The organism is Hujiaoplasma nucleasis, from assembly GCF_013745115.1.
Taxonomy (GTDB): Bacteria; Bacillota_I; Bacilli_A; order Izemoplasmatales; family Hujiaoplasmataceae; genus Hujiaoplasma; species Hujiaoplasma nucleasis.
The window spans coordinates 772,061-790,390 of the sequence record NZ_CP051151.1 but is presented as its reverse complement, the minus strand read 5'-3'; the positions used below and the strand labels follow the sequence as shown (position 1 = coordinate 790,390).

Here is an 18,330-nt window from a genome sequence, read left to right as displayed (position 1 = left end):
GTGATAATTATGAGAAAGTTTGATACGCAAGTAGAGTATATTAAGTATAAAGTTTTAAAAGAAGTCGCAACACATGCTTGGCACCATCAGTTGTATGATCATTTGTTGGATATTCCAAAGACAATTAATCCTACAAGAAAGCCAATTTCAAGATGTTGCGTGTATAAAGAACAAGCCATTTTAGCTGAAAGAGTAAAACTCGCAGTTGGTGGTTCGAGATCTAAACATATCGTTGAAGTAATCGATATAGCTTGTGATGAATGTCCAGTTGGTGGCTATGAAGTGACCAATGGATGTCGAGGATGTTTGGCTCATAAATGTCAAAGTGTTTGTCCTAAAAATGCAATATCATTTGATTCGCATAACCGAGCAATGATCGATAAGGAAAAATGTATTGAATGTGGTTTATGTGCAAAGGTATGTCCTTATTCAGCGATTAAAAATAATCAACGTCCGTGTGTGGCTGCTTGTAAAGTTGACGCCATTAGAATGGATGAGAATAAAGTGGCTGTGATTGATCATGAACGTTGTATATCGTGTGGCGCATGTGTGGTTCAATGTCCCTTTGGAGCGATGGTTGATAAATCATATATCATTGATGTCATCGACTATATTCAGAAAAAAACTGTTCAATCTAAGGTTGTGGCGATTATTGCTCCATCTATTGCCAGCCAATATCACCAATATATGCCAGAAAACATCATCGGCGCTTTAATTAAACTGGGTTTTGATGAAGTGGTAGAAGCCGCGATGGGTGCTGATATTGTTTCTGAACGAGAAACAGAAGAACTGATTGATAAAGGCTTTTTAACAAGTTCTTGTTGTCCTGCCTTTGTATCATTGATAAAAAAACATTATCCTGATCAAGTGCAGCATATATCTCATAATCTATCTCCAATGGCTGTTGTAGGTCAATTAATTAAGAAATCAAATCCTTATAACAAATGTGTTTTCATTGGTCCTTGTATAGCTAAAAAAGGCGAAGCAAAACTTCCAAATGTCTCTCCTTATATAGATGCTGTATTGACATTTGAAGAATTAGATGCCTTGTTTGATAGTCAACATATTGATATATCAGCATGTGAATCGATTGCAATTAATGATGCCAGTTATTACGGTCGTATATTCGCAAGAAGTGGTGGTTTGATTGAATCGATTCAGCATCAAGTAAACAAAAAAAATATCGAAGGTTTTAAATTTGAGCCCTTCTCTTGTAATGGAATAGATGAATGTAAAAAAGCATTAATCAAAATTAAAAACCATGTCAACATTGGTCATTTTATTGAAGGTATGTCATGTGTAGGCGGTTGTATAGGCGGTCCAGGTAGTATTTCTCACTCTCTTAAAGATAAGATGAAGGTTGATACATTCGGAAAATCATCTAAACAATCTTAAAAAATGTGAACCGGTAGAGTTAATCTACTCGGTTCACATTTTTATTTTTCTTTAATCATTTCTATAAAGTATGCTCTGCTATGCTGTGTGTTAAAAAAGACAACATATTCGTCAATAACTTTTTCTAATTCCTCAAAATTATTATAGATGTGACGATGAATTTCTTCTTTCTTTAAACTCGCAAAGAAACTCTCGACAACTAAGTTATCATAGGGACAACCTTTCTTGGAAAATGATTGCGTAATTTCATTTTCTTTGAGTAAACTTTTGAATGATTTGGATGTATATTGTTGTCCTTGATCGCTATGGAATATTAACTTTTTAGGATTGTTTCGAATATAATACGTCTTTTTCATTAGATTGATTAATTCTGAGGCTTCTAAAGTTTTAGCCAAACTATGAACTATAACTTTTCTAGAATATAAGTCGATAATTACAGTCAAATAATAGTGTTCTTTCCTCACGCGGATATATGTGATATCGCTAACCCAAATTTTATTAACTTCTGGATAATGATCGGATTTGGAAATTATGTTTGGTTTATATTATTATTTCCTTTTATGATAATTATTATAGTTTTCATCAGGTTGGTTGGGTTTAAGATTCATTTCATTCATTAATCTGACGACACGAGCGTGACTGATCACATAATTATCTTTTTCAATAAGATACGAATTTTACGTCCGCCAAATCTACCAGCTGAATTATTAAATATAGATAATATTAATGGTTTAAATTGTTCATCTTCTTCATCAACTTGATATACCACAGGTTTTCTATTCTTATCATGGTAGAATGTAGAAGTATTTAGATTAAGTACCCTGCAAATTGCTTTGATTGGATATTATTTTTCTTCTAGTAAATATACCAAATCAATCTTATTTCTTTTAGGGATATTAAGATTTGATATTATATAATGTTGGATTTGATTCTCTCTGTTAAGTTTTTCTATCTTTCTTTGATACTCATAAAGTTGTCTTTTACTGATAGATAATTCATGAAATGATTTTTTAGAAAGTTTATTTATCCAGTTATAGATAGAGGTCCTGGGAATATTATAATATTTTGATAAGTTTGAGACGCTTTCTCCTTTCTGGTATTTTTTAGTGATACGCTTTTTTAACTCTAATGTGTAATTCATTTATTTGCCACCTTTCTAATTTTACAACTTTATTATTATACATTAGATGGTATAATTTATAAGAAGAGGTGGCTTTGTGTTTGAAATTTGGAATAAGCAAAGAATTAGCAATTTATCTCAAACAGAAATCGAGCAATGGTTTGATGTTCTTAATCAAGGACTTGAAGAAGATAGAGGATATGATTTATCAGAACCTAACATTGAAGATATTAGAGCTGGTATTAAAACGGACTATATTGATTATTTAAAAAGCTGTGAAAAAAATCAGAACTTCTATGCTTATTATATATTACGGGATGATGATGGAAAGATTGTATCTGTTTGTAGGATAGTGATTGTTGATAATCAATATTATCTAGAGGGTTTAGAAACGCATCGAGATTATTATTATAAAGGCTACGCTAGTAAGTTATTTAATAAAGTAATGTATGAGTTAAAACGAGACAACATCAAAACCATCTATTCCATAGTGAGAAATCATAATCATAAATCAATAAATTTCCATTATAAAAATGGATTTAGAGTAGAAAATAAGGATGATTTAAACATCCAACTCATCTTAAATGTTGAGGATCAAATAAGAAAAGATTTGTTTGATAACTGGGTCACCAACTATAATAAAAGTGTCATTAAATCAGAAAAAGAAGTAACATATCCTTTTGCGGGATATTCTAAAGTCAAATATCAAATTATTGATATGATTACGAAAAAACCATATGCACGTATTCTAGATATGGGTGTTGGTACAGGAGAAATTACGGGGCCTTTACATGATTTAGGATACAATATAACAGGTGTAGACTTATCAGATAAAATGATAGACTTGGCAAAAAGCAAAATGCCAAATGCAATGTTCATATGTGATACTTTCCAAAACTCTCTAGCTAAGTTGAATAATCAGTATGATTTTATCATTTTCAATTATTCGATTCATCATCTTGACTATCAAAATCATATAGATCTTCTTCTAAATGTTTATGATTATCTTAGTGACCATGGAATGATTATTATTGGTGATGTATCAACGCTTAACACAAAAGATATTAAACAACTACAGGAGAAATACGATTCTATTTGGGATGATGAAGAATATTATCCTATAGTAAATATATATCGAAATAGTGAACTTAAGAAATATTATAAGATTTATTATAAAAAAATAAATGATGTAACAGGTATATTTGAGTTGTTAAAAATATGAAATTTTTAGCACAAAAACAGATAAAGTCCATAAAGACAAGACAAAATTTAGACACTATTTTATATTCCACAAAAAAAAGTAAGGAGGGTTTTATGAGGCTTAATTACATAAGGAAAAGATTTACAGCCCTTTTAATTGATTGGCTGATTATGAGTTTGTACATTGTATTATTACTCTCTATAACAATCCTATTTTATTTTGTTTTCTTTGGAAAAGTTCCTGAAATCACGCAAATGGGCACACAATTCATAGCTGCTTTGACTACGGTGATACCAATATGTATTTTTTCTATTGTTTATGAAATAAAGAGTAAGTATGGAAGTATTGGCAAAAGAATAATGGGATTAAACGTTGTCAAAAGTAGTAAGGTGATTTATCATCCGATTATCCGAAACATTATAAAGTTCTTACCTTGGCAACTAGCACATATTGCTGTAATATATGGTATTTATCAAGGGTTTGGTACGACGGTTTTCATCATTTTTTATGTTTTAAGTTTAGGACTAGTCATTCTGTTTATATCACAAGTAATCTTTACAAAAGAACATCGTCATTTAGGAGATATATTATCGAAAAGTAAGGTGACAATATTCAAGAATAGAATCAAAAACTTAGACATTGATCCTGGTTTAGATAACCATATGAAAGTTTTAATCAAGTTAGCAAAATTGTTAAATGATTATGACCTAAAGTGGTCTTTAGGCGCATCGTTAATGCTAAAATTAAGAGGATTTAATGTTACAGTTAAGGATATTGATATCATTGTAAATACAGATGAAATTGAAAAACTTGAACGCGTCTTAATTACCTTTGGCTTTAAGAAGGAAATCCGTTCATCTAAGTATCTAACCGATCACTTTTATGAACTTGTTATTGACGAAATTGAAGTTGATATAATGGTTGGCTTTAAAGTGAAAACTAATATTGGAATTTATACATTTAATGATGATGACAAGATTGAAGAATTAAAAATGAATAATGTCGTTATATATATATCTTCTTTAGAAGAGTGGTTGAAAGCTTATAGAGCGATGAACAGAGCTGATAAAGTTTCCATGATAGAGGAAAGACTTAGAATTAAATAGATAATTTTTTTGAATCTAAATTTATTTTAAATATGAACTTTTAGCACAAAAACAGATAAAGTCCATAAAGAGGTTGCAGTAAAGTTCATAAAGAGGTTATACAAAATAAAGATAAAGTCCATAATGACAAGACAAATAATTAACTAAGTTTATTCCAAATGGGGTAAACTTTTTTTTGTAAACAATCTGTTGCTATTGAATTGCTTGTAAATAGTGTATAATAGTTTTAAACTTTACATGAGGTGATAAAAATGAACACAATTAACAAGAACTTAAAAGCGCTAAGAACAAAAAAAGGCTTGACTCAACAAGAACTAGCAGACAAGTTATATGTAACTAGACAATGCATTTCTAGATGGGAACAAGGTAAGACGCTACCAGATATTAATAGTATTGAAGTATTAACTGATTTATTAGATTGCTCGATAAATGATTTAGTAGATGATAGTTCAATTAAGTTATTAACGATAAATGAAGCAATTAAAAGCAAAAAGACCAAGAAGTTTTTATGGCTTACACTAAGCATTAGCATTTTAGCTATAATAGGAACCATGTTGTCAATATTTATATTCAATAAACCAAAAGAAGTATCAGCAGAAGAATATAAAGATTATTATGGTTACGTTAAAGAAATAGATTACGATTTGTTGACTTTAACGATTGAAGATTTTGATACTAAAGAAGTTATTTTCTTTGATTATTGGGGTATGTACTTAAATGTAGAAGATAATAGAAGTAATAGGATTGCATTTGATAATATTAATTTAGGAGATAAATTGCACGTGGATCAAATAGAGTTAAAAGAGTACAAACTTACTGTAATGGATTCAAAAATTGATGAAGAATTTTTCGGGGTATACATTAGTCCAATAGATAACGATTACTCAACATTTGCTGAACTAAAAGTTGATTATAATATAATGTATGTTGCTGTTTCTGATGGAGGATCTTCCTCACGATTAACACAAGCATATAGTTACGACTATATCTTAGAGGATTTATACAACGAACAAATCTATGATGTCTATATTTTAGTAAATCCACTCGAAGTTCAAGATGACATACATATTGGATTAATAACATCTAATGGTGTTAGAGTTGCACAGACTATTGATGTTAATGACTTGCAAAGCGTGTATACTTATCAAGGTGAGGTGGCTCTTAATTCATCTGATAGAGATTATATTGATAACTTCAATGTTACTTTCAATATTCACATTCAATGGAAGTTCTCATATACATCTATATTGGTATATGAGTATGATAAGAATAATGATCTTATTAAAGAAACATCACTTAATAATTTAAATGAATTAAGAGACTTTGAAGTTGATGCTGAAGCTCTATATAGCCTAATAAAAATAGATACAACTTTATCAAGTGGAGAAACTACTTGGTTTGATAGCGAAGTGTATAAATTATATCTGGGCGAAAAAATTGAATTATATCAATCAAATGATTATGGTATTGTGTTTTCTGAATGGTTTAATTATGAATAATTAAAGAATGAATTGGCAGTTTCTAGAATAGAAGAATAAAATATCGTATGAAAAAAATCAACATAGTAAAGACAAGAGTTTTCCATACGAAATGGATTAAAACTCCATAATGACAAGACAGTATTAAATACTTACATAAACATCTTTTTTTTCTAACGTTTGGTGAAGAGTGTTGGTGACGCAACTAGTTTACATCCATATTTAGGATTAAATAAAGGTTTTTATTTTTAAAATAAAATATTGATTAAAAAATGGTATAATATATATGCCAAACAATTCTTATAAGGAACTATAAAAGCGAGTATTTTATTCCTGAATTGTTTGGCGACGTTCCTGGGAATGAAGTACTCGCTTTTATAGTAAAAGGAACGATTATGCCAAAATATAATACTTGTCCTAATAAAGCATGATTTTAGACGTCAAGGGTTTGGAAGAATGATGCTTCTTCAAATGCGCCAAGTAATGAAATTAAAGGGTTATCAGAGGATTATACTCTATGTTCTTCACAAAAATCCTGCTAGATATTTATATTCTAGTTTGGGCTATAAGACAATCAAAGAGAACGATAAGAGTTCTTTGATGATGATTTCTTTGTAGAGAATTAATTCATTAAATAGTGTTCCGAATCGTATGATAAATTGGCTCTATAGTAATATCTAAGTATCCTTGTGGATATTTCAGTGTTTTTAAATATAAAATAACCGTCAGAATTGACGGTTTTCTTTTATACAAATTGAACTTGTTTTAATAATGCTAGTCAGTTATAAGCAAGTTTGATTTTGAATATTATTGCTCTTATACGATGAACTTTAATAAAAACAATATAAATATAAGTGATTTATGAGGCTTTAGCCTAAAAGCAAGAATATTTTCATTATTAGATGGTATCGAATAAATAATAAAGCAAAAGACTATGAATAATGAGACGATATTAACCCTTGAATATGTTATAATACTCACAAGAGATTCGAGTAAAAAATTTACAAAGGTGAATATTGATGAAGAAATTAATGTTACTTATAATAACTGGCATAATTGTATTTTCTTTTAATGGATGTGAAACCAATAATTATAATCAATTTAATGAAAAACTTGAGTCAATTGTAGTGGAAGAATCCGGCTATATTTTTTTTACATCTAATAAAATCATAGATGAGGAAGATGAATATGATTTGATGATTATATTAAAAGCAGTATTTTAAGAAAATGAGATTCATTATGATTTTTTTAACTATAGCTATTATATTGCTGGTGATATTCTTTATGCTATCATAGGCTATTCATGGGATGACGATGAAAATTTTATGCAAGCAATTATCATGTATGATTTCATCAAACAAGAAACGATTCATTTTGAGTTGTTAACACCTTCTAGCTCTATCAATAATAGTAATTATGTGATTGGTATTGATGAATGGCAAAATATGTGGTTATATAGCCAGCAAGATCACAATCTTGTTCTTTATACAAATACGGGAAGTGTAATTACTCAAACCAATATAGTGCGTAACAAGGTTGATGGTAGGATAAGCTATATGGTTGATCAAGGAATGTTTATTCGCTACATCGTAGATGATGAAAACATTGCCTTTATAGATGCATATGACTATATTAATTTAGAAGAGAAAATAATATCGATAAATCCAAATATTATTTCTGAAGATTCTCAGAAAACAATATTTTTCAATAACAATATGTATAATGTAAGTATAAATGATATGCTTTCTATAAAAGATAAAGATAATAAAGTATATTTTGAAACAACTATTATGACACTGTATGAATCATCTAATCTAGGTATCCAAGCAAATAAAATTTTGATTGATTTAGACCAAGAAAATGATCCGAACCAGTTTGGATTTTCTCTTGTGAATAATGAGATTTATCTTTATTATAAATATAACTTAGGTTTTTTATTTAACAAGAGTTTATTAGGTAGTAGTCCATATCTTATATTTAGATTTGATTTTGAAACAAATAGCTTAAAATATATTGGTTTGAATGATGATATATATTATGTATAAAAAAAATAGAATATGGATAATAATTAATGAAAAGATACGCGTTTATAACATAGATTAGGCGATTCAAAGTAAAAAAAGATTCGACTGTTTAAAGAAATGAATAGTATTTGAGGTGTTTTCTGTGGCATTAAAAAGAGTTTATATACAAAATATTTTTTTCTATTTACTGATATTGGTATTATCATCATGGTTAATTAATGATGAAAATAACTTATCAGTTTTAGCTTTTTGGTTTTTACCTCTTTTGTATTATATATATTTAACCACACAGCTCAATCATACAAGAAATGATTCATTATTCAATAAAATAATCCATCACCTTTTGTTTCTTCTTAAATTTGTATTAATATATTTGACTGCAGGGTTAATGCAATCTTTTTCTTTTCAAATAACATTAGTTATATTTGGATCGATCATATTATCTATAAGCATCATAGAGTATTTTTTATTAAGAGGAAAGACACAAGTCATTAGATACAAAGATTTATTTTTGAATAGTAAATACCAAGTAATGACTGATATTGATAAAGCTAGAGAAAAGGTAAAATATTCAAATGAAACAGGCTTATCTATTTTTACTTTGGCATTCTTGCTTGGAAGCATACATTATTTAGAAATACCTAAAATTGAGTTTTATGATATTTTAATTAATGGACTTGTTGCTATATTAGCAATTTATCTTTATCGAAGATTACAAATAGCATATAAAAAGACATATGACCGTATACAAGAACATAAACTTATGGATAGTATCAAACTCAAAAGATTATTTATTTTGGGACAGATACTTCTTCATAGTTCTTTTATACTTACTATTGGTATTAAAGTGATAGAAGGCCCTAATTCTATTACTATATTAATGATTCTTCCTATATTAATGAATTATCCTTTATTATATTTGAATAGGGTTCTTGCTAAAGGCTTATTGACAGATAATGAAAAAGAAATATTGAATATAGATTAGAAGCTTTTTATATATCAATTTAATCATTGTCTAGCTTAAATGGATGATATTTTCTCAAGTGCTTTTTATTGTGTTTATAGGAATTATTTTAGGTAGAAAGTTGTAATAAATAGAAAAAAATTAGCTTTGGCTTGGTGCGAATATATATCAGGCTATTTTATATATAATAATTATTTTCTTAACTTCCTTAAGCGTTTATTTAAAGACTATATTAGAAAATTTTAATCTAATTAGATACTTAGTTATTCTTTGAATGTAGAGGTTTTTCAGTAATTTTTTGATATGTCTTTTTTTTCATACAAGGCTTTATATTTTATTGCTGGAAAGAATAAAAATTTAAAATATGTGACTCACTTTAATCAATTATAGGATATAATGAGTTTAAGTGTGAATTTAGAATTGGAGTGGGAATAATGAAAGAATACATGAATAGATTTAAAGCAATATTGATGAATTCTGTCTTGTACATAAATTTATTTTTTGCCTTTCATTATATCTTTAGAAATGATACAATTTCACCTATTATCATCCCTATATACTTTTTGTTCTTTATTTTTTTCTGTTTTACTTTTTTTATGAAAAATATTCTAAAAATGGATGGAAGACTTCATTTGTTTTGGATACTGGCTAGTGCCCTTATATTTAATTATATTTTCCAAGAATATCAAATTAAACTAGTACTTAATGATTATTTATTAATTATTGGGCCTTTATTTATACTATCAATAATATTGGCTTTATTTGGTTTTAAAAAACTTAGTAAAAAATATCACATCTTATTTTTATTAGTATTTATAACCCTATTTATCTCAGTTTTTTTAACTGCGATTTACTTGGTTAATCAGTCATATATATGGCTAATTGTTTTATTATTGTATAAACTTATACCTTATAGTGCTGCTTATCATTTATCGCAAGCTTATTCATTTTCTTTTGAGAAAATTTTCTTCTTAATTCTTTTTTTACCTTTTGTGATTGTATTAAATATTTATACAAGAATCACTGGAACATATCATTTAGTATCTATTAAGGATTTAATTATAGAAAATAAGGAGAGGGAGTCATATATTGTAGATTAAACAATATATAGTGTGTCTAATGAAAAATATAATATTGAGTGCTGATGCAAAACCTAGTGTGTATTTGGTTCCGGATATTGTTGCAGAGAATCTAAGAGAATATTGTTTAGAGTTTTCTGCGCTTTATGATTTTGAAAATGATCGTGAATTTGAAATTATAGATGATGTTCATGTTGAAAGCAATCATGAGATGACCTTGTCTTATGATGAGACTGCTTTTATATACTGGTTAAATAAAATAAAATTCCCTAATGAAACTTCAACGTATGTAGAGACCTTAGATTGGGAAGCTTATGATGGTATCAAGCCTGAAATTTATAAATCGTGTCCATGGTTTAATTTCTAAGAAAGATTACTTTTATAATTGAAAATAGATTATAAAAAATAATTCATGTGATTTAATTTTATAGAGATAAAAAAGTCCGTATTCATCGAGAATACGGACTATTTATTAAGATTGTAGATCATCTAAAGTTAAATCTGCAGCTTGTAAAATATATTTTAGTAATCCGACTGCCCCAGAACCATAAGGTCCATCAATAAACTGAATGGCATCATCATACATATTGGATTCTGATAAATAATTAGAAGAGAAACTTCGAACTTTATAAGAACCAGTTAATCCATTACCTGTGACTCTCATGCTTGCTTTTTGAGTTGATAAGTAAGTGATAGATACGTTGTATTCAACTGACCAATCACTATCAATAACAACGATTTCAGTCTTGGTTTGCTGGTCGCCTGAAGAATCATTATCGATAGATGCTTTTGTGAAGGTGATGTTATTTAAGTTGAAGGTATAGGTTAACCAAGAATATTCTTCTAATTCACAGACATTATTTAAACAAGTAAATCCAAAGTCGTTTTCTAAGACAGCAATGATTTCATCAATCACTGTGACCTCTTCAACCCATTTTGCATAAACGGTTGTATCATTATTTGGTATTGATGATAATGTCAATGGAGTAGTATATGATTGATCCATATACCAGCCATCAAATACATAACCTGAGCGTACAGGCTCATTTGGTAATACATAGGAATCACCTGGTAAGCCAGTTACAAATGGTGTTGAAGACGAGCCATTTAAAGTTTCAAAATATATAGTAATCAGTTTTTGCCATTTGGCATAAACAGTCAAATTGTTTTGAGGAAATTCATTGATATTAAATACAGTGTTGAATGTATCTTCTAAATACCAACCATCAAAAACATATCCACTTCTCGTAGGATCATCTGGCAATGAAAATGGATTGCCAGCAATACCTTCAATGCTCGTCGTACCTAATGCGCCAGCCATATTTGAAAATGTTATAGTAACATAATGAATGGTTGGTGCTTCTGTCGTAGGCTCTACTGTAGTAGGTTCTACAGATGTAGGTTGAGTCGTAGGTACTTGAGTTGTTGGTTCTTTAATCGTAGGCTCCTCTGTCGGAGTTTCAGTAGGTTGAACTGTTGTTGGTTCCTCAGTTATGGGTTGAGTGGTTTTTTGATTTTCACTTGTTGTGGGTTGTTCTGTGGTCATAAAATTGCTAGTAATTTCATTAGTTGTCGTTTCAATAGTAGGTTCAGTTGTAGTAATTTCATAAGTTGTTGTTTCAGTAGTAGTTGTTTGGTCTGTAGTATTTTCAAAATCATTGGTCGGTCTTTCAGTAGAAGCATTGGTTGTTAAATTGTTATCAATCTTAGTTAGGTTGGTATTGGTGCCTGCACAAGATGATAATCCAATCAAAAAGAATAATAAAAATACGTATTTAAGCTTTCTAATCATAAATTTCCTCCCCTTTTTCTCGTTTATCATAGCACCTAGATATTTATTTTTCAATAGTTTATTTATTTTTTTTTGATTATAAAAGCTAATATTAGCATACATTTTAATATTAAAAAACTTTTATAGATGTAAGTCATATAAAATATTTAACTTACTTCAACTATTATGAATGGATATTTTTCGATTTTTTTTTAATTTGATCTTGATATCTGATTTTTAGACAAATCTTTATCAATTTATCACTAATTTATTATAAATTTAGTGGTATAATTTTATAGAAGAGGTGAAGCAATGCTTGAAGTCTGGAATAATGATAAGATAAAAAATCTATCTCCTATGGATAAAGATCAATGGTTTGATGTATTAAATCAAGGTTTAGAAGAAGATAGGGGATATGACTTATCTACCCCCAATATAGAAGAGATAAGAAAATCTATTAAGAAAGACTATATTGACTACTTAAAAAGTTGTTCAGTTGATCCAGATTTTTATGCTTATTATATATTACGAAAATCTGGTGGGATTATTGTCTCACTATTAAGAATAGTATTAAAGAATCAAGCTTATTATCTTGAAGGATTAGAGACACATAGAGACTATTATCGTCAAGGTTATGCAAGTTCCTTGCTTATACAAGTCCTCTATGACTTAAAAAGAAAGAATATAAAAGAGATTTATTCTTTTGTTAGAAATCATAATGAACAATCATTAAAGTTTCATTATAAAAATGGTTTTGTAGAAAAGGAAAAAGACCCAATAAATACTAAATTTGTATTAAATATAGAAGATAAATTAAGAAAAGACCTTTTTGATTCTTGGTCTATAAATTATAATAAGAGCATCATTAAATCAGAAGAGGAAGGCACTTATCCATTTGCAGGCTATTCAAAAATTAAATATCAAATATTGGATATCATAAGCAAAAAAACAACCGCAAAGATACTTGATATGGGTATAGGTACTGGACAAATTACCAGTCCCTTATATGATTTAGGATATGAGATTACAGGCGTAGATCTATCAGAAAAGATGATCAATATAGCTCAAAAGAAGTTGCCAAAAGCGATTTTTGTTTGTGATAGTTTCTACAATTCTTTAGAAAGATTAAATGATCAATACGACTTTATCATATTCAATTATTCAATTCATCATCTTGATTATGAAAGTCAAATAAACTTATTAATAAGATTGAACAAATATCTTAAATACCAAGCTAAAATTTTGATTGGTGATGTTTCAACATTTAATTTAGTGGATATGGAAAATCTACATCTTAAATATGAATCAATCTGGGATGATGAGGAATATTATCCAATAAATGAGATATATATAAAAAGTAAGTTAAATGAATTGTATGAGATTTCTTATAATAAAATAAATGAAGTCTCAGGTATTTTTGAATTTATTAAGAGGTAATCAATGATGAAAATAGGATTAATACCTGCAAGATGCATAAACAATGATATATCTTTTAATTTAAGTCAGATAATTAGGTTTTTAGAGATGGCTTCTAAAGAGAATGTTGACTATATTTTTTTTGGTGAATCATTCTTACAAGGCTTTGATAGTTTATCTTGGTCTTATGATATTGATAAGGATATAGCTGTTAAGAGAAATTCAATAATCATTAGGAAGATTAAACATCTTTCAAAAAAGTATGGTGTGGGATTGGGCTTTGGATATTTTGAATTAGCCCAAGCATCAATTTATAGTAGCTATTTAGTCGTATCACCAGAAGGTAAAGAGCTTATTAATTATAGGAGAGTATCTAAAGGATGGAAAGAGTATAGAAAAACAGATAAGCGCTATAAAGAAGGAAATTCAGTTAAACACTTTAGAATAGATTCATTTGATTTCACTCTAGCCTTATGTGGAGATTTATGGGATGAAGAGACGGTATCCTTGTTTGCTAAAAATCAAGTATTTCAAACCAATATCATTTGGCCGGTTCATGTTGATTTTTCTTTACAAGCATGGTCAAATGAAATTAAACATTATCATAAACAAGCTCTCAAATTTTCTCGTCAAGTGTTATTAATTAATAATATACTTGAACCCCATACACATGGAGGAGCCTTCATCTTTACTGAGTCTGACTATAGATCTATAGCTTTTGATAAAGAAGAAATTCTAGTTACAAGTATGTGAGTCACGTTAAGTAAACCTATTCCACAAAATAAATAATAGAAATAGAATCTAGATAATCATAAATATAATAGATTTTTTTAGGAGAAGATTATGGAAAACTTAATCATTAGAAAAGCAAGTGTTGATGATGCTAGGGGTAAGGGTTATGTTCATTATCAAAGTTGGATAGAAACTTATACAGGACTTTTTCCTGATGATGTTATGAGTAGATTGTCACTTGATAAATCTATTGAAATAGCTCAAAATCATCCTGAAAATACTTATGTAGCCATCGTAGAAGATAAAATCATTGGTTTCGCGTGTTATCTTGAGTCAAGAGATGAGGATTTAGAAGACGCGGGTGAAATTTCCGCTATCTATATTTTAAAAAAATTTCAAGGACTTGGTATAGGAAAGAAACTAATGGAAGTTTGCTATAAGGAACTAGAAAAATATAGTGTAATTTCTCTTTGGGTATTAAAAAGTAATATGAAGTCAGTAGGTTTTTATAAAAGACAAGGTTTCACTCCTGATGGAAAAGTTAAAATCCTTCACGGTGAAGAAGTCATAAGGATGATTAAGTATTTAGATGGGGGCTCATTATGAAAAAAGATATTCCGATAATTGATGGTATAGGTTTAGCTGAAGAAGGGATTATTTCTCCTAAGAAAATATTTGAATCAAGAAATCTTCCAATACTCCCTGAGCATATTACAACGGCTTTAATATTATTTGACAATAAGCCTTCACAGGAAATATTAGATAAATCAAAAGAATTATTTAAATTTGTAGCTGCGTCAAGTGTGTTACCTCAATATATTTATGATGATAAAGTTTTAGTAGCTTATTCTCCGTTAGGAGGTCCTGCAGCAGGAGGTCTTGTGGAGGAACTTATAGCTTTTGGTATTAAAAAAGTAATTGCTTGTGGCAGTAGCGGTTTAATTGGTGATTTTCCTTCAGACAATTTTTTAATTGTATCAAAAGCAATTAGAGATGAAGGCTTATCATATTATTATTTAGAACCAAGTATTTATGTTGATACAGACAAATTTCAAAATAAAAAGATAGAAAATGAACTTAAAAAACATCATTTAAACTATGGAGAAGGTATTAGCTGGACAACGGACGCATTTTATAGGGAAACAAGATCAAGATTAAATATAAGAAAAGAACAAGGAGCCATTGCAGTAGAAATGGAATGCGCTTCAATGGCTGCGGTTTGCAAATATAGAAATATTCCCTTTTCTCAAGTTCTTTATTTTTCAGATATTGTAAAACAAGAAGGATGGTCTGATTTTCTTGATACTCGATTATCTCTTAAAGAAAAGATGAATAGAATCATGTTAGAAATTGCGATTAGTCTTTAAAGACTTATCCTACATATATCATACATCTTTCTATACTAAAAAAGATGCTAGTATTTTATTACTAACATCTTTTTTTGTCTTTTTATTTAGTGTCCACTATATGGGGTTATTCTATTTTCTTGTGTTTACTTTTAGGATGTTTTATGAATGAAGAGCTTTAATTAAATCGCTTGGAAAAGTTTTTATAACACAAAAAATATTCAATTATAATTATAATACATAAATCATGAATAAAATCTACAAAGTAATTAATTTAGTGTTCAAGTATAATTTTTAAGATATTATTCTTTTTATTCTTTAGGAAACGGTATTGATTCAAAAGAAAAACCTATGGCATCACTTACAGGCATTGAAAAACACAAACCCCTAGCTTCAGTGGTCACACCATACTTGGAGGTTAATGCTTTCATTAAATCATTTTTTTGGTCTGCTAGACATACGATCATTAATATATCCTTCTCTGGGTGTAAAGTGATCCCAAAGAATTTTTCTTTTTCAGTAGAGATTGAACTTCGTCCATGGATAATTGTGCCACCTCTAGCGCCAGCTTTTCTAGCTTCTGACATGGCTTCATAAGCATAGCCGTGATTACAGACATACAAAATTACTTCTATTGGTTGATTATTCATTATGCATTTCCTCCATCCGTTTGTAATTCATTATATAAGTATTGATAACTTAATTTAGTGATTGCATCAATTGATATTGTAAAAGCGACACCGTGTCCACTATCTAAGAAATTCATTTTAGATTTCAGTTCTTCAAATATCTTTTCAACATCTAAATCATCAACAATACTAAAAATTAAATCTCTTTCCTTTTCTCCTAGACTTAAATACTCTAACATCTCTGTTGGAGCAGTACCTTTAGCAGGAAGTGCTGCTTGAAAATCAATTTTATAACTTCCAATAATCTTAGATATTTGATCACTTTCTGTTTTTGGTACAATTAAGATCATTAATTTCATTCTTTTACCTCGCTTAATTCTATGATTTCATCATCCTCAGGTACTGGCCTGATTTTTTCTGATTTTACCTTATAAATAAATCCTAGTAATTGGATTGTAATTAATGGTGTCATAGCAACTAAAGCAACTAGACCGAAAGCATCTAATAGAATATTAGCACCTGAAACTTCTGCGGCACCTAAAGCAAAAGGGATAAGAAAAGCAGAAGTCATCGCACCGGAAACAGCCCCACCTGAATCAAAAGCTATGGATGAAAAGATTTTTGGTGTAAAAAACATTAATGCTAATGCCAAAGTATATCCTGGAAAAATTATCCACCAAATTGATATACCTGTAAGGACTCTTAACATGGCTAATCCAACAGCAAGTGAAACGCCTATAGACAAGGAAGCCATCATAAATTTTCGATTAATGGCACCTGCTGAAACCTCTTCAACCTGACGGTTGAGAGTAATCACAGAAGGTTCAGCGGCTACAATTGTGAAACCGAAAACCATACCCAAAGGAATTAAAATCCATGCAAACCCCTTATTACCAAAGAAACCTCCGATATAATTACCTATATTCACTAATCCAGCGTTTGCTCCAGTTAAGAATAAGACTAAGCCAACATAAGTGTAAAAGAAGGCAATACTTATTTTAATAACTTTTGATTTACTGAATTTAAATACAAAAATATGAAAAACTAAGAAAAACAAAATAAAAGGTACAATAGCAATCGCCATTTGAATGATATATAGGACTAAATATTCAAAAAAAGTAGTAGAAGTATCTAGTGAAGGAATTGTTGGAGAATTAAATAAACCTAAAACCAATACAGAAAGAATAGGTCCAATTGATGCAACCCCTATCAAACCAAATGAATCTTCATCGGAAGACTTATCTCCACGTGATTTAGAAATACCATAACCTAATGACATAATAAAAGGTACAGCCATTGGCCCAGTTGTGACTCCGCCTGAATCAAATGATAAAGGTATAAATTCTGGATTAACTGTCGTTACAATCACGGCAAGGATAAACAAAATGCCATAACTGATGAGAATCAAAATTCTTAATTGAAATTGAAATAAAATTCTTAGTAGAGCGATGATCAAAAAGAATCCGACGCCCGCCGCTACTGAAAGAATCATTACTGGTTCAATGACTACAGATTTGACTTGGTCAGCTAGAACCCAAAGTGCAGGTTCAGCTACTGTAATTAAGAATCCTACCAGAAAGGCAATGAAAATAAAAAACCATAATTTTTTTCTTTTTACAACATATTCACCAATAGATTCCGCAATGGCTACTGTTGAATGTTGACTACCTATTGAAAATAAAGTAAGGCCAAATACAAGGAATATATTCCCAATAAAGAAATTAAAAAATAAATTTAGTGGTAAACGTAAAATGATACTTAAAATAATAATAATGATAGAAATAGGAGTAACCGCCATAAGGGATTCTCGAAGTTTGCTGAGTATAAGATTTTTGCCCAAATAATTCACTCCTTTACATTTATCATTCACCTATTAGTATAATATATATATGAGAATATTTCAATCTTATTAGCCAAAAATGGGTGTTTTCAATGCTAGTTCTTGCTTTTTCATTTAAGTGATAATTTTGATCATGTAAAATTAACAATTATATGAATTAAAACAAGAAAAATTAAGGTAGAAAAGTTTTAATAATTAATAAAAAATGCTATAATATCTTTAATACGTA

Annotated in this window: 21 protein-coding genes; 14 read left to right on the top strand and 7 right to left on the bottom strand. The window is 29.1% G+C overall.

The window, feature by feature from the left end; all coding sequences use genetic code 11:
* Window positions 1-9 precede the first annotated feature (9 nt).
* Complete coding sequence (locus HF295_RS03590) at window positions 10-1,395, top strand: monomeric [FeFe] hydrogenase (protein ID WP_312032485.1); 1,386 nt, start codon at window positions 10-12, stop codon at window positions 1,393-1,395.
* A gap of 41 nt (window positions 1,396-1,436) precedes the next feature.
* On the opposite strand, the gene HF295_RS03585 is transcribed toward HF295_RS03590, so the two are convergent.
* The 3 genes from HF295_RS03585 to HF295_RS03575 form a co-directional block, all read right to left on the bottom strand.
* Window positions 1,437-1,925: an IS3 family transposase gene (locus tag HF295_RS03585; RefSeq protein WP_312032604.1), complete on the bottom strand. Its 489-nt coding sequence runs from the start codon at window positions 1,923-1,925 to the stop codon at window positions 1,437-1,439.
* A 113-nt stretch (window positions 1,926-2,038) separates the two neighbouring features.
* Window positions 2,039-2,164 (bottom strand): hypothetical protein, encoded by a 126-nt coding sequence (locus tag HF295_RS03580; RefSeq protein ID WP_312032484.1) that lies wholly within the window; start codon window positions 2,162-2,164, stop codon window positions 2,039-2,041.
* Between the two features lie 75 nt (window positions 2,165-2,239).
* On the bottom strand, window positions 2,240-2,536 hold the full coding sequence (locus HF295_RS03575) for a transposase (protein WP_312032483.1): 297 nt from the start codon (window positions 2,534-2,536) through the stop codon (window positions 2,240-2,242).
* 76 nt (window positions 2,537-2,612) lie between these two features.
* Here HF295_RS03575 and HF295_RS03570 point away from each other — a divergent pair, with 76 nt between their 5' ends.
* The 9 genes from HF295_RS03570 to HF295_RS03535 all read left to right on the top strand — a co-directional run bounded on the left by HF295_RS03570 (window position 2,613) and on the right by HF295_RS03535 (window position 10,734).
* Entirely contained in the window at window positions 2,613-3,737 is a 1,125-nt protein-coding gene (locus tag HF295_RS03570; RefSeq protein ID WP_312032482.1) for a bifunctional GNAT family N-acetyltransferase/class I SAM-dependent methyltransferase, read from the top strand.
* Between the two features lie 92 nt (window positions 3,738-3,829).
* Entirely contained in the window at window positions 3,830-4,822 is a 993-nt protein-coding gene (locus HF295_RS03565) for an RDD family protein (protein WP_312032481.1), read from the top strand.
* A 251-nt stretch (window positions 4,823-5,073) separates the two neighbouring features.
* On the top strand, window positions 5,074-6,321 hold the full coding sequence (locus HF295_RS03560) for a helix-turn-helix domain-containing protein (protein WP_312032480.1): 1,248 nt from the start codon (window positions 5,074-5,076) through the stop codon (window positions 6,319-6,321).
* A gap of 384 nt (window positions 6,322-6,705) precedes the next feature.
* Window positions 6,706-6,918: a GNAT family N-acetyltransferase gene (locus HF295_RS08715; protein ID WP_376739683.1), complete on the top strand. Its 213-nt coding sequence runs from the start codon at window positions 6,706-6,708 to the stop codon at window positions 6,916-6,918.
* A gap of 401 nt (window positions 6,919-7,319) precedes the next feature.
* Complete coding sequence (locus HF295_RS03555; protein WP_312032479.1) at window positions 7,320-7,523, top strand: hypothetical protein; 204 nt, start codon at window positions 7,320-7,322, stop codon at window positions 7,521-7,523.
* Between the two features lie 102 nt (window positions 7,524-7,625).
* Entirely contained in the window at window positions 7,626-8,345 is a 720-nt protein-coding gene (locus HF295_RS03550) for a hypothetical protein (protein ID WP_312032478.1), read from the top strand.
* Window positions 8,346-8,466: 121 nt separating this feature from the next.
* Complete coding sequence (locus HF295_RS03545; RefSeq protein WP_312032477.1) at window positions 8,467-9,309, top strand: hypothetical protein; 843 nt, start codon at window positions 8,467-8,469, stop codon at window positions 9,307-9,309.
* Between the two features lie 593 nt (window positions 9,310-9,902).
* Window positions 9,903-10,388: a hypothetical protein gene (locus tag HF295_RS03540; protein WP_312032476.1), complete on the top strand. Its 486-nt coding sequence runs from the start codon at window positions 9,903-9,905 to the stop codon at window positions 10,386-10,388.
* Window positions 10,389-10,407: 19 nt separating this feature from the next.
* The gene (locus HF295_RS03535; RefSeq protein WP_312032475.1) at window positions 10,408-10,734 is read left to right on the top strand and encodes a hypothetical protein; all 327 of its coding nucleotides are present in this window, start codon (window positions 10,408-10,410) and stop codon (window positions 10,732-10,734) included.
* A gap of 105 nt (window positions 10,735-10,839) precedes the next feature.
* On the opposite strand, the gene HF295_RS03530 is transcribed toward HF295_RS03535, so the two are convergent.
* Window positions 10,840-12,159, bottom strand: coding sequence for an InlB B-repeat-containing protein (locus HF295_RS03530; RefSeq protein WP_312032474.1), 1,320 nt, complete (start codon window positions 12,157-12,159; stop codon window positions 10,840-10,842).
* A gap of 291 nt (window positions 12,160-12,450) precedes the next feature.
* Between HF295_RS03530 and HF295_RS03525 the strand changes: the two genes are divergently transcribed.
* The 4 genes from HF295_RS03525 (at window position 12,451) to HF295_RS03510 (ending at window position 15,653) form a co-directional block, all read left to right on the top strand.
* Window positions 12,451-13,575: a GNAT family N-acetyltransferase gene (locus HF295_RS03525; protein ID WP_312032473.1), complete on the top strand. Its 1,125-nt coding sequence runs from the start codon at window positions 12,451-12,453 to the stop codon at window positions 13,573-13,575.
* 3 nt (window positions 13,576-13,578) lie between these two features.
* Window positions 13,579-14,307 (top strand): carbon-nitrogen hydrolase family protein, encoded by a 729-nt coding sequence (locus tag HF295_RS03520; protein WP_312032472.1) that lies wholly within the window; start codon window positions 13,579-13,581, stop codon window positions 14,305-14,307.
* Window positions 14,308-14,397: 90 nt separating this feature from the next.
* Window positions 14,398-14,892 (top strand): GNAT family N-acetyltransferase, encoded by a 495-nt coding sequence (locus HF295_RS03515; protein WP_312032471.1) that lies wholly within the window; start codon window positions 14,398-14,400, stop codon window positions 14,890-14,892.
* The gene (locus HF295_RS03510; RefSeq protein WP_312032470.1) at window positions 14,889-15,653 is read left to right on the top strand and encodes a nucleoside phosphorylase; all 765 of its coding nucleotides are present in this window, start codon (window positions 14,889-14,891) and stop codon (window positions 15,651-15,653) included. The genes HF295_RS03515 and HF295_RS03510 overlap by 4 nt, the downstream gene beginning before the upstream one ends.
* A 290-nt stretch (window positions 15,654-15,943) precedes the next feature.
* Here the strand turns inward: HF295_RS03510 and HF295_RS03505 are convergent, their stop codons facing one another.
* Genes HF295_RS03505 through HF295_RS03495 form a run of 3 tightly spaced genes read right to left on the bottom strand, consistent with a single transcriptional unit; the run spans window position 15,944 to window position 18,059 of the window.
* Window positions 15,944-16,282: a hypothetical protein gene (locus HF295_RS03505; RefSeq protein ID WP_312032469.1), complete on the bottom strand. Its 339-nt coding sequence runs from the start codon at window positions 16,280-16,282 to the stop codon at window positions 15,944-15,946.
* Window positions 16,282-16,620 (bottom strand): hypothetical protein, encoded by a 339-nt coding sequence (locus HF295_RS03500; RefSeq protein WP_312032468.1) that lies wholly within the window; start codon window positions 16,618-16,620, stop codon window positions 16,282-16,284. Before HF295_RS03500 ends, HF295_RS03505 begins: the two co-directional genes overlap by 1 nt.
* Window positions 16,617-18,059, bottom strand: a complete 1,443-nt coding sequence (locus HF295_RS03495; RefSeq protein ID WP_312032467.1) for a DUF1538 domain-containing protein — start codon at window positions 18,057-18,059, stop codon at window positions 16,617-16,619. Before HF295_RS03495 ends, HF295_RS03500 begins: the two co-directional genes overlap by 4 nt.
* Window positions 18,060-18,330 lie beyond the last annotated feature (271 nt).

What these genes read in the sequence shown, in the direction of transcription:
- HF295_RS03510 (WP_312032470.1), top strand. Translation starts at nt 14,889, where the DNA reads ATGAAAAAAGATATTCCGATAATTGATGGTATAGGTTTAGCTGAAGAA.
- HF295_RS03515 (WP_312032471.1), top strand. Translation starts at nt 14,398, where the DNA reads ATGGAAAACTTAATCATTAGAAAAGCAAGTGTTGATGATGCTAGGGGT.
- HF295_RS03590 (WP_312032485.1), top strand. Translation starts at nt 10, where the DNA reads ATGAGAAAGTTTGATACGCAAGTAGAGTATATTAAGTATAAAGTTTTA.
- HF295_RS03505 (WP_312032469.1), bottom strand. Translation starts at nt 16,282, where the DNA reads ATGAATAATCAACCAATAGAAGTAATTTTGTATGTCTGTAATCACGGC.
- HF295_RS03530 (WP_312032474.1), bottom strand. Translation starts at nt 12,159, where the DNA reads ATGATTAGAAAGCTTAAATACGTATTTTTATTATTCTTTTTGATTGGA.
- HF295_RS03540 (WP_312032476.1), top strand. Translation starts at nt 9,903, where the DNA reads ATGGATGGAAGACTTCATTTGTTTTGGATACTGGCTAGTGCCCTTATA.
- HF295_RS03520 (WP_312032472.1), top strand. Translation starts at nt 13,579, where the DNA reads ATGATGAAAATAGGATTAATACCTGCAAGATGCATAAACAATGATATA.
- HF295_RS03555 (WP_312032479.1), top strand. Translation starts at nt 7,320, where the DNA reads ATGAAGAAATTAATGTTACTTATAATAACTGGCATAATTGTATTTTCT.
- HF295_RS03550 (WP_312032478.1), top strand. Translation starts at nt 7,626, where the DNA reads ATGCAAGCAATTATCATGTATGATTTCATCAAACAAGAAACGATTCAT.
- HF295_RS03575 (WP_312032483.1), bottom strand. Translation starts at nt 2,536, where the DNA reads ATGAATTACACATTAGAGTTAAAAAAGCGTATCACTAAAAAATACCAG.
- HF295_RS03565 (WP_312032481.1), top strand. Translation starts at nt 3,830, where the DNA reads ATGAGGCTTAATTACATAAGGAAAAGATTTACAGCCCTTTTAATTGAT.
- HF295_RS03525 (WP_312032473.1), top strand. Translation starts at nt 12,451, where the DNA reads ATGCTTGAAGTCTGGAATAATGATAAGATAAAAAATCTATCTCCTATG.
- HF295_RS03495 (WP_312032467.1), bottom strand. Translation starts at nt 18,059, where the DNA reads ATGGCGGTTACTCCTATTTCTATCATTATTATTATTTTAAGTATCATT.
- HF295_RS03535 (WP_312032475.1), top strand. Translation starts at nt 10,408, where the DNA reads ATGAAAAATATAATATTGAGTGCTGATGCAAAACCTAGTGTGTATTTG.
- HF295_RS03560 (WP_312032480.1), top strand. Translation starts at nt 5,074, where the DNA reads ATGAACACAATTAACAAGAACTTAAAAGCGCTAAGAACAAAAAAAGGC.
- HF295_RS03500 (WP_312032468.1), bottom strand. Translation starts at nt 16,620, where the DNA reads ATGAAATTAATGATCTTAATTGTACCAAAAACAGAAAGTGATCAAATA.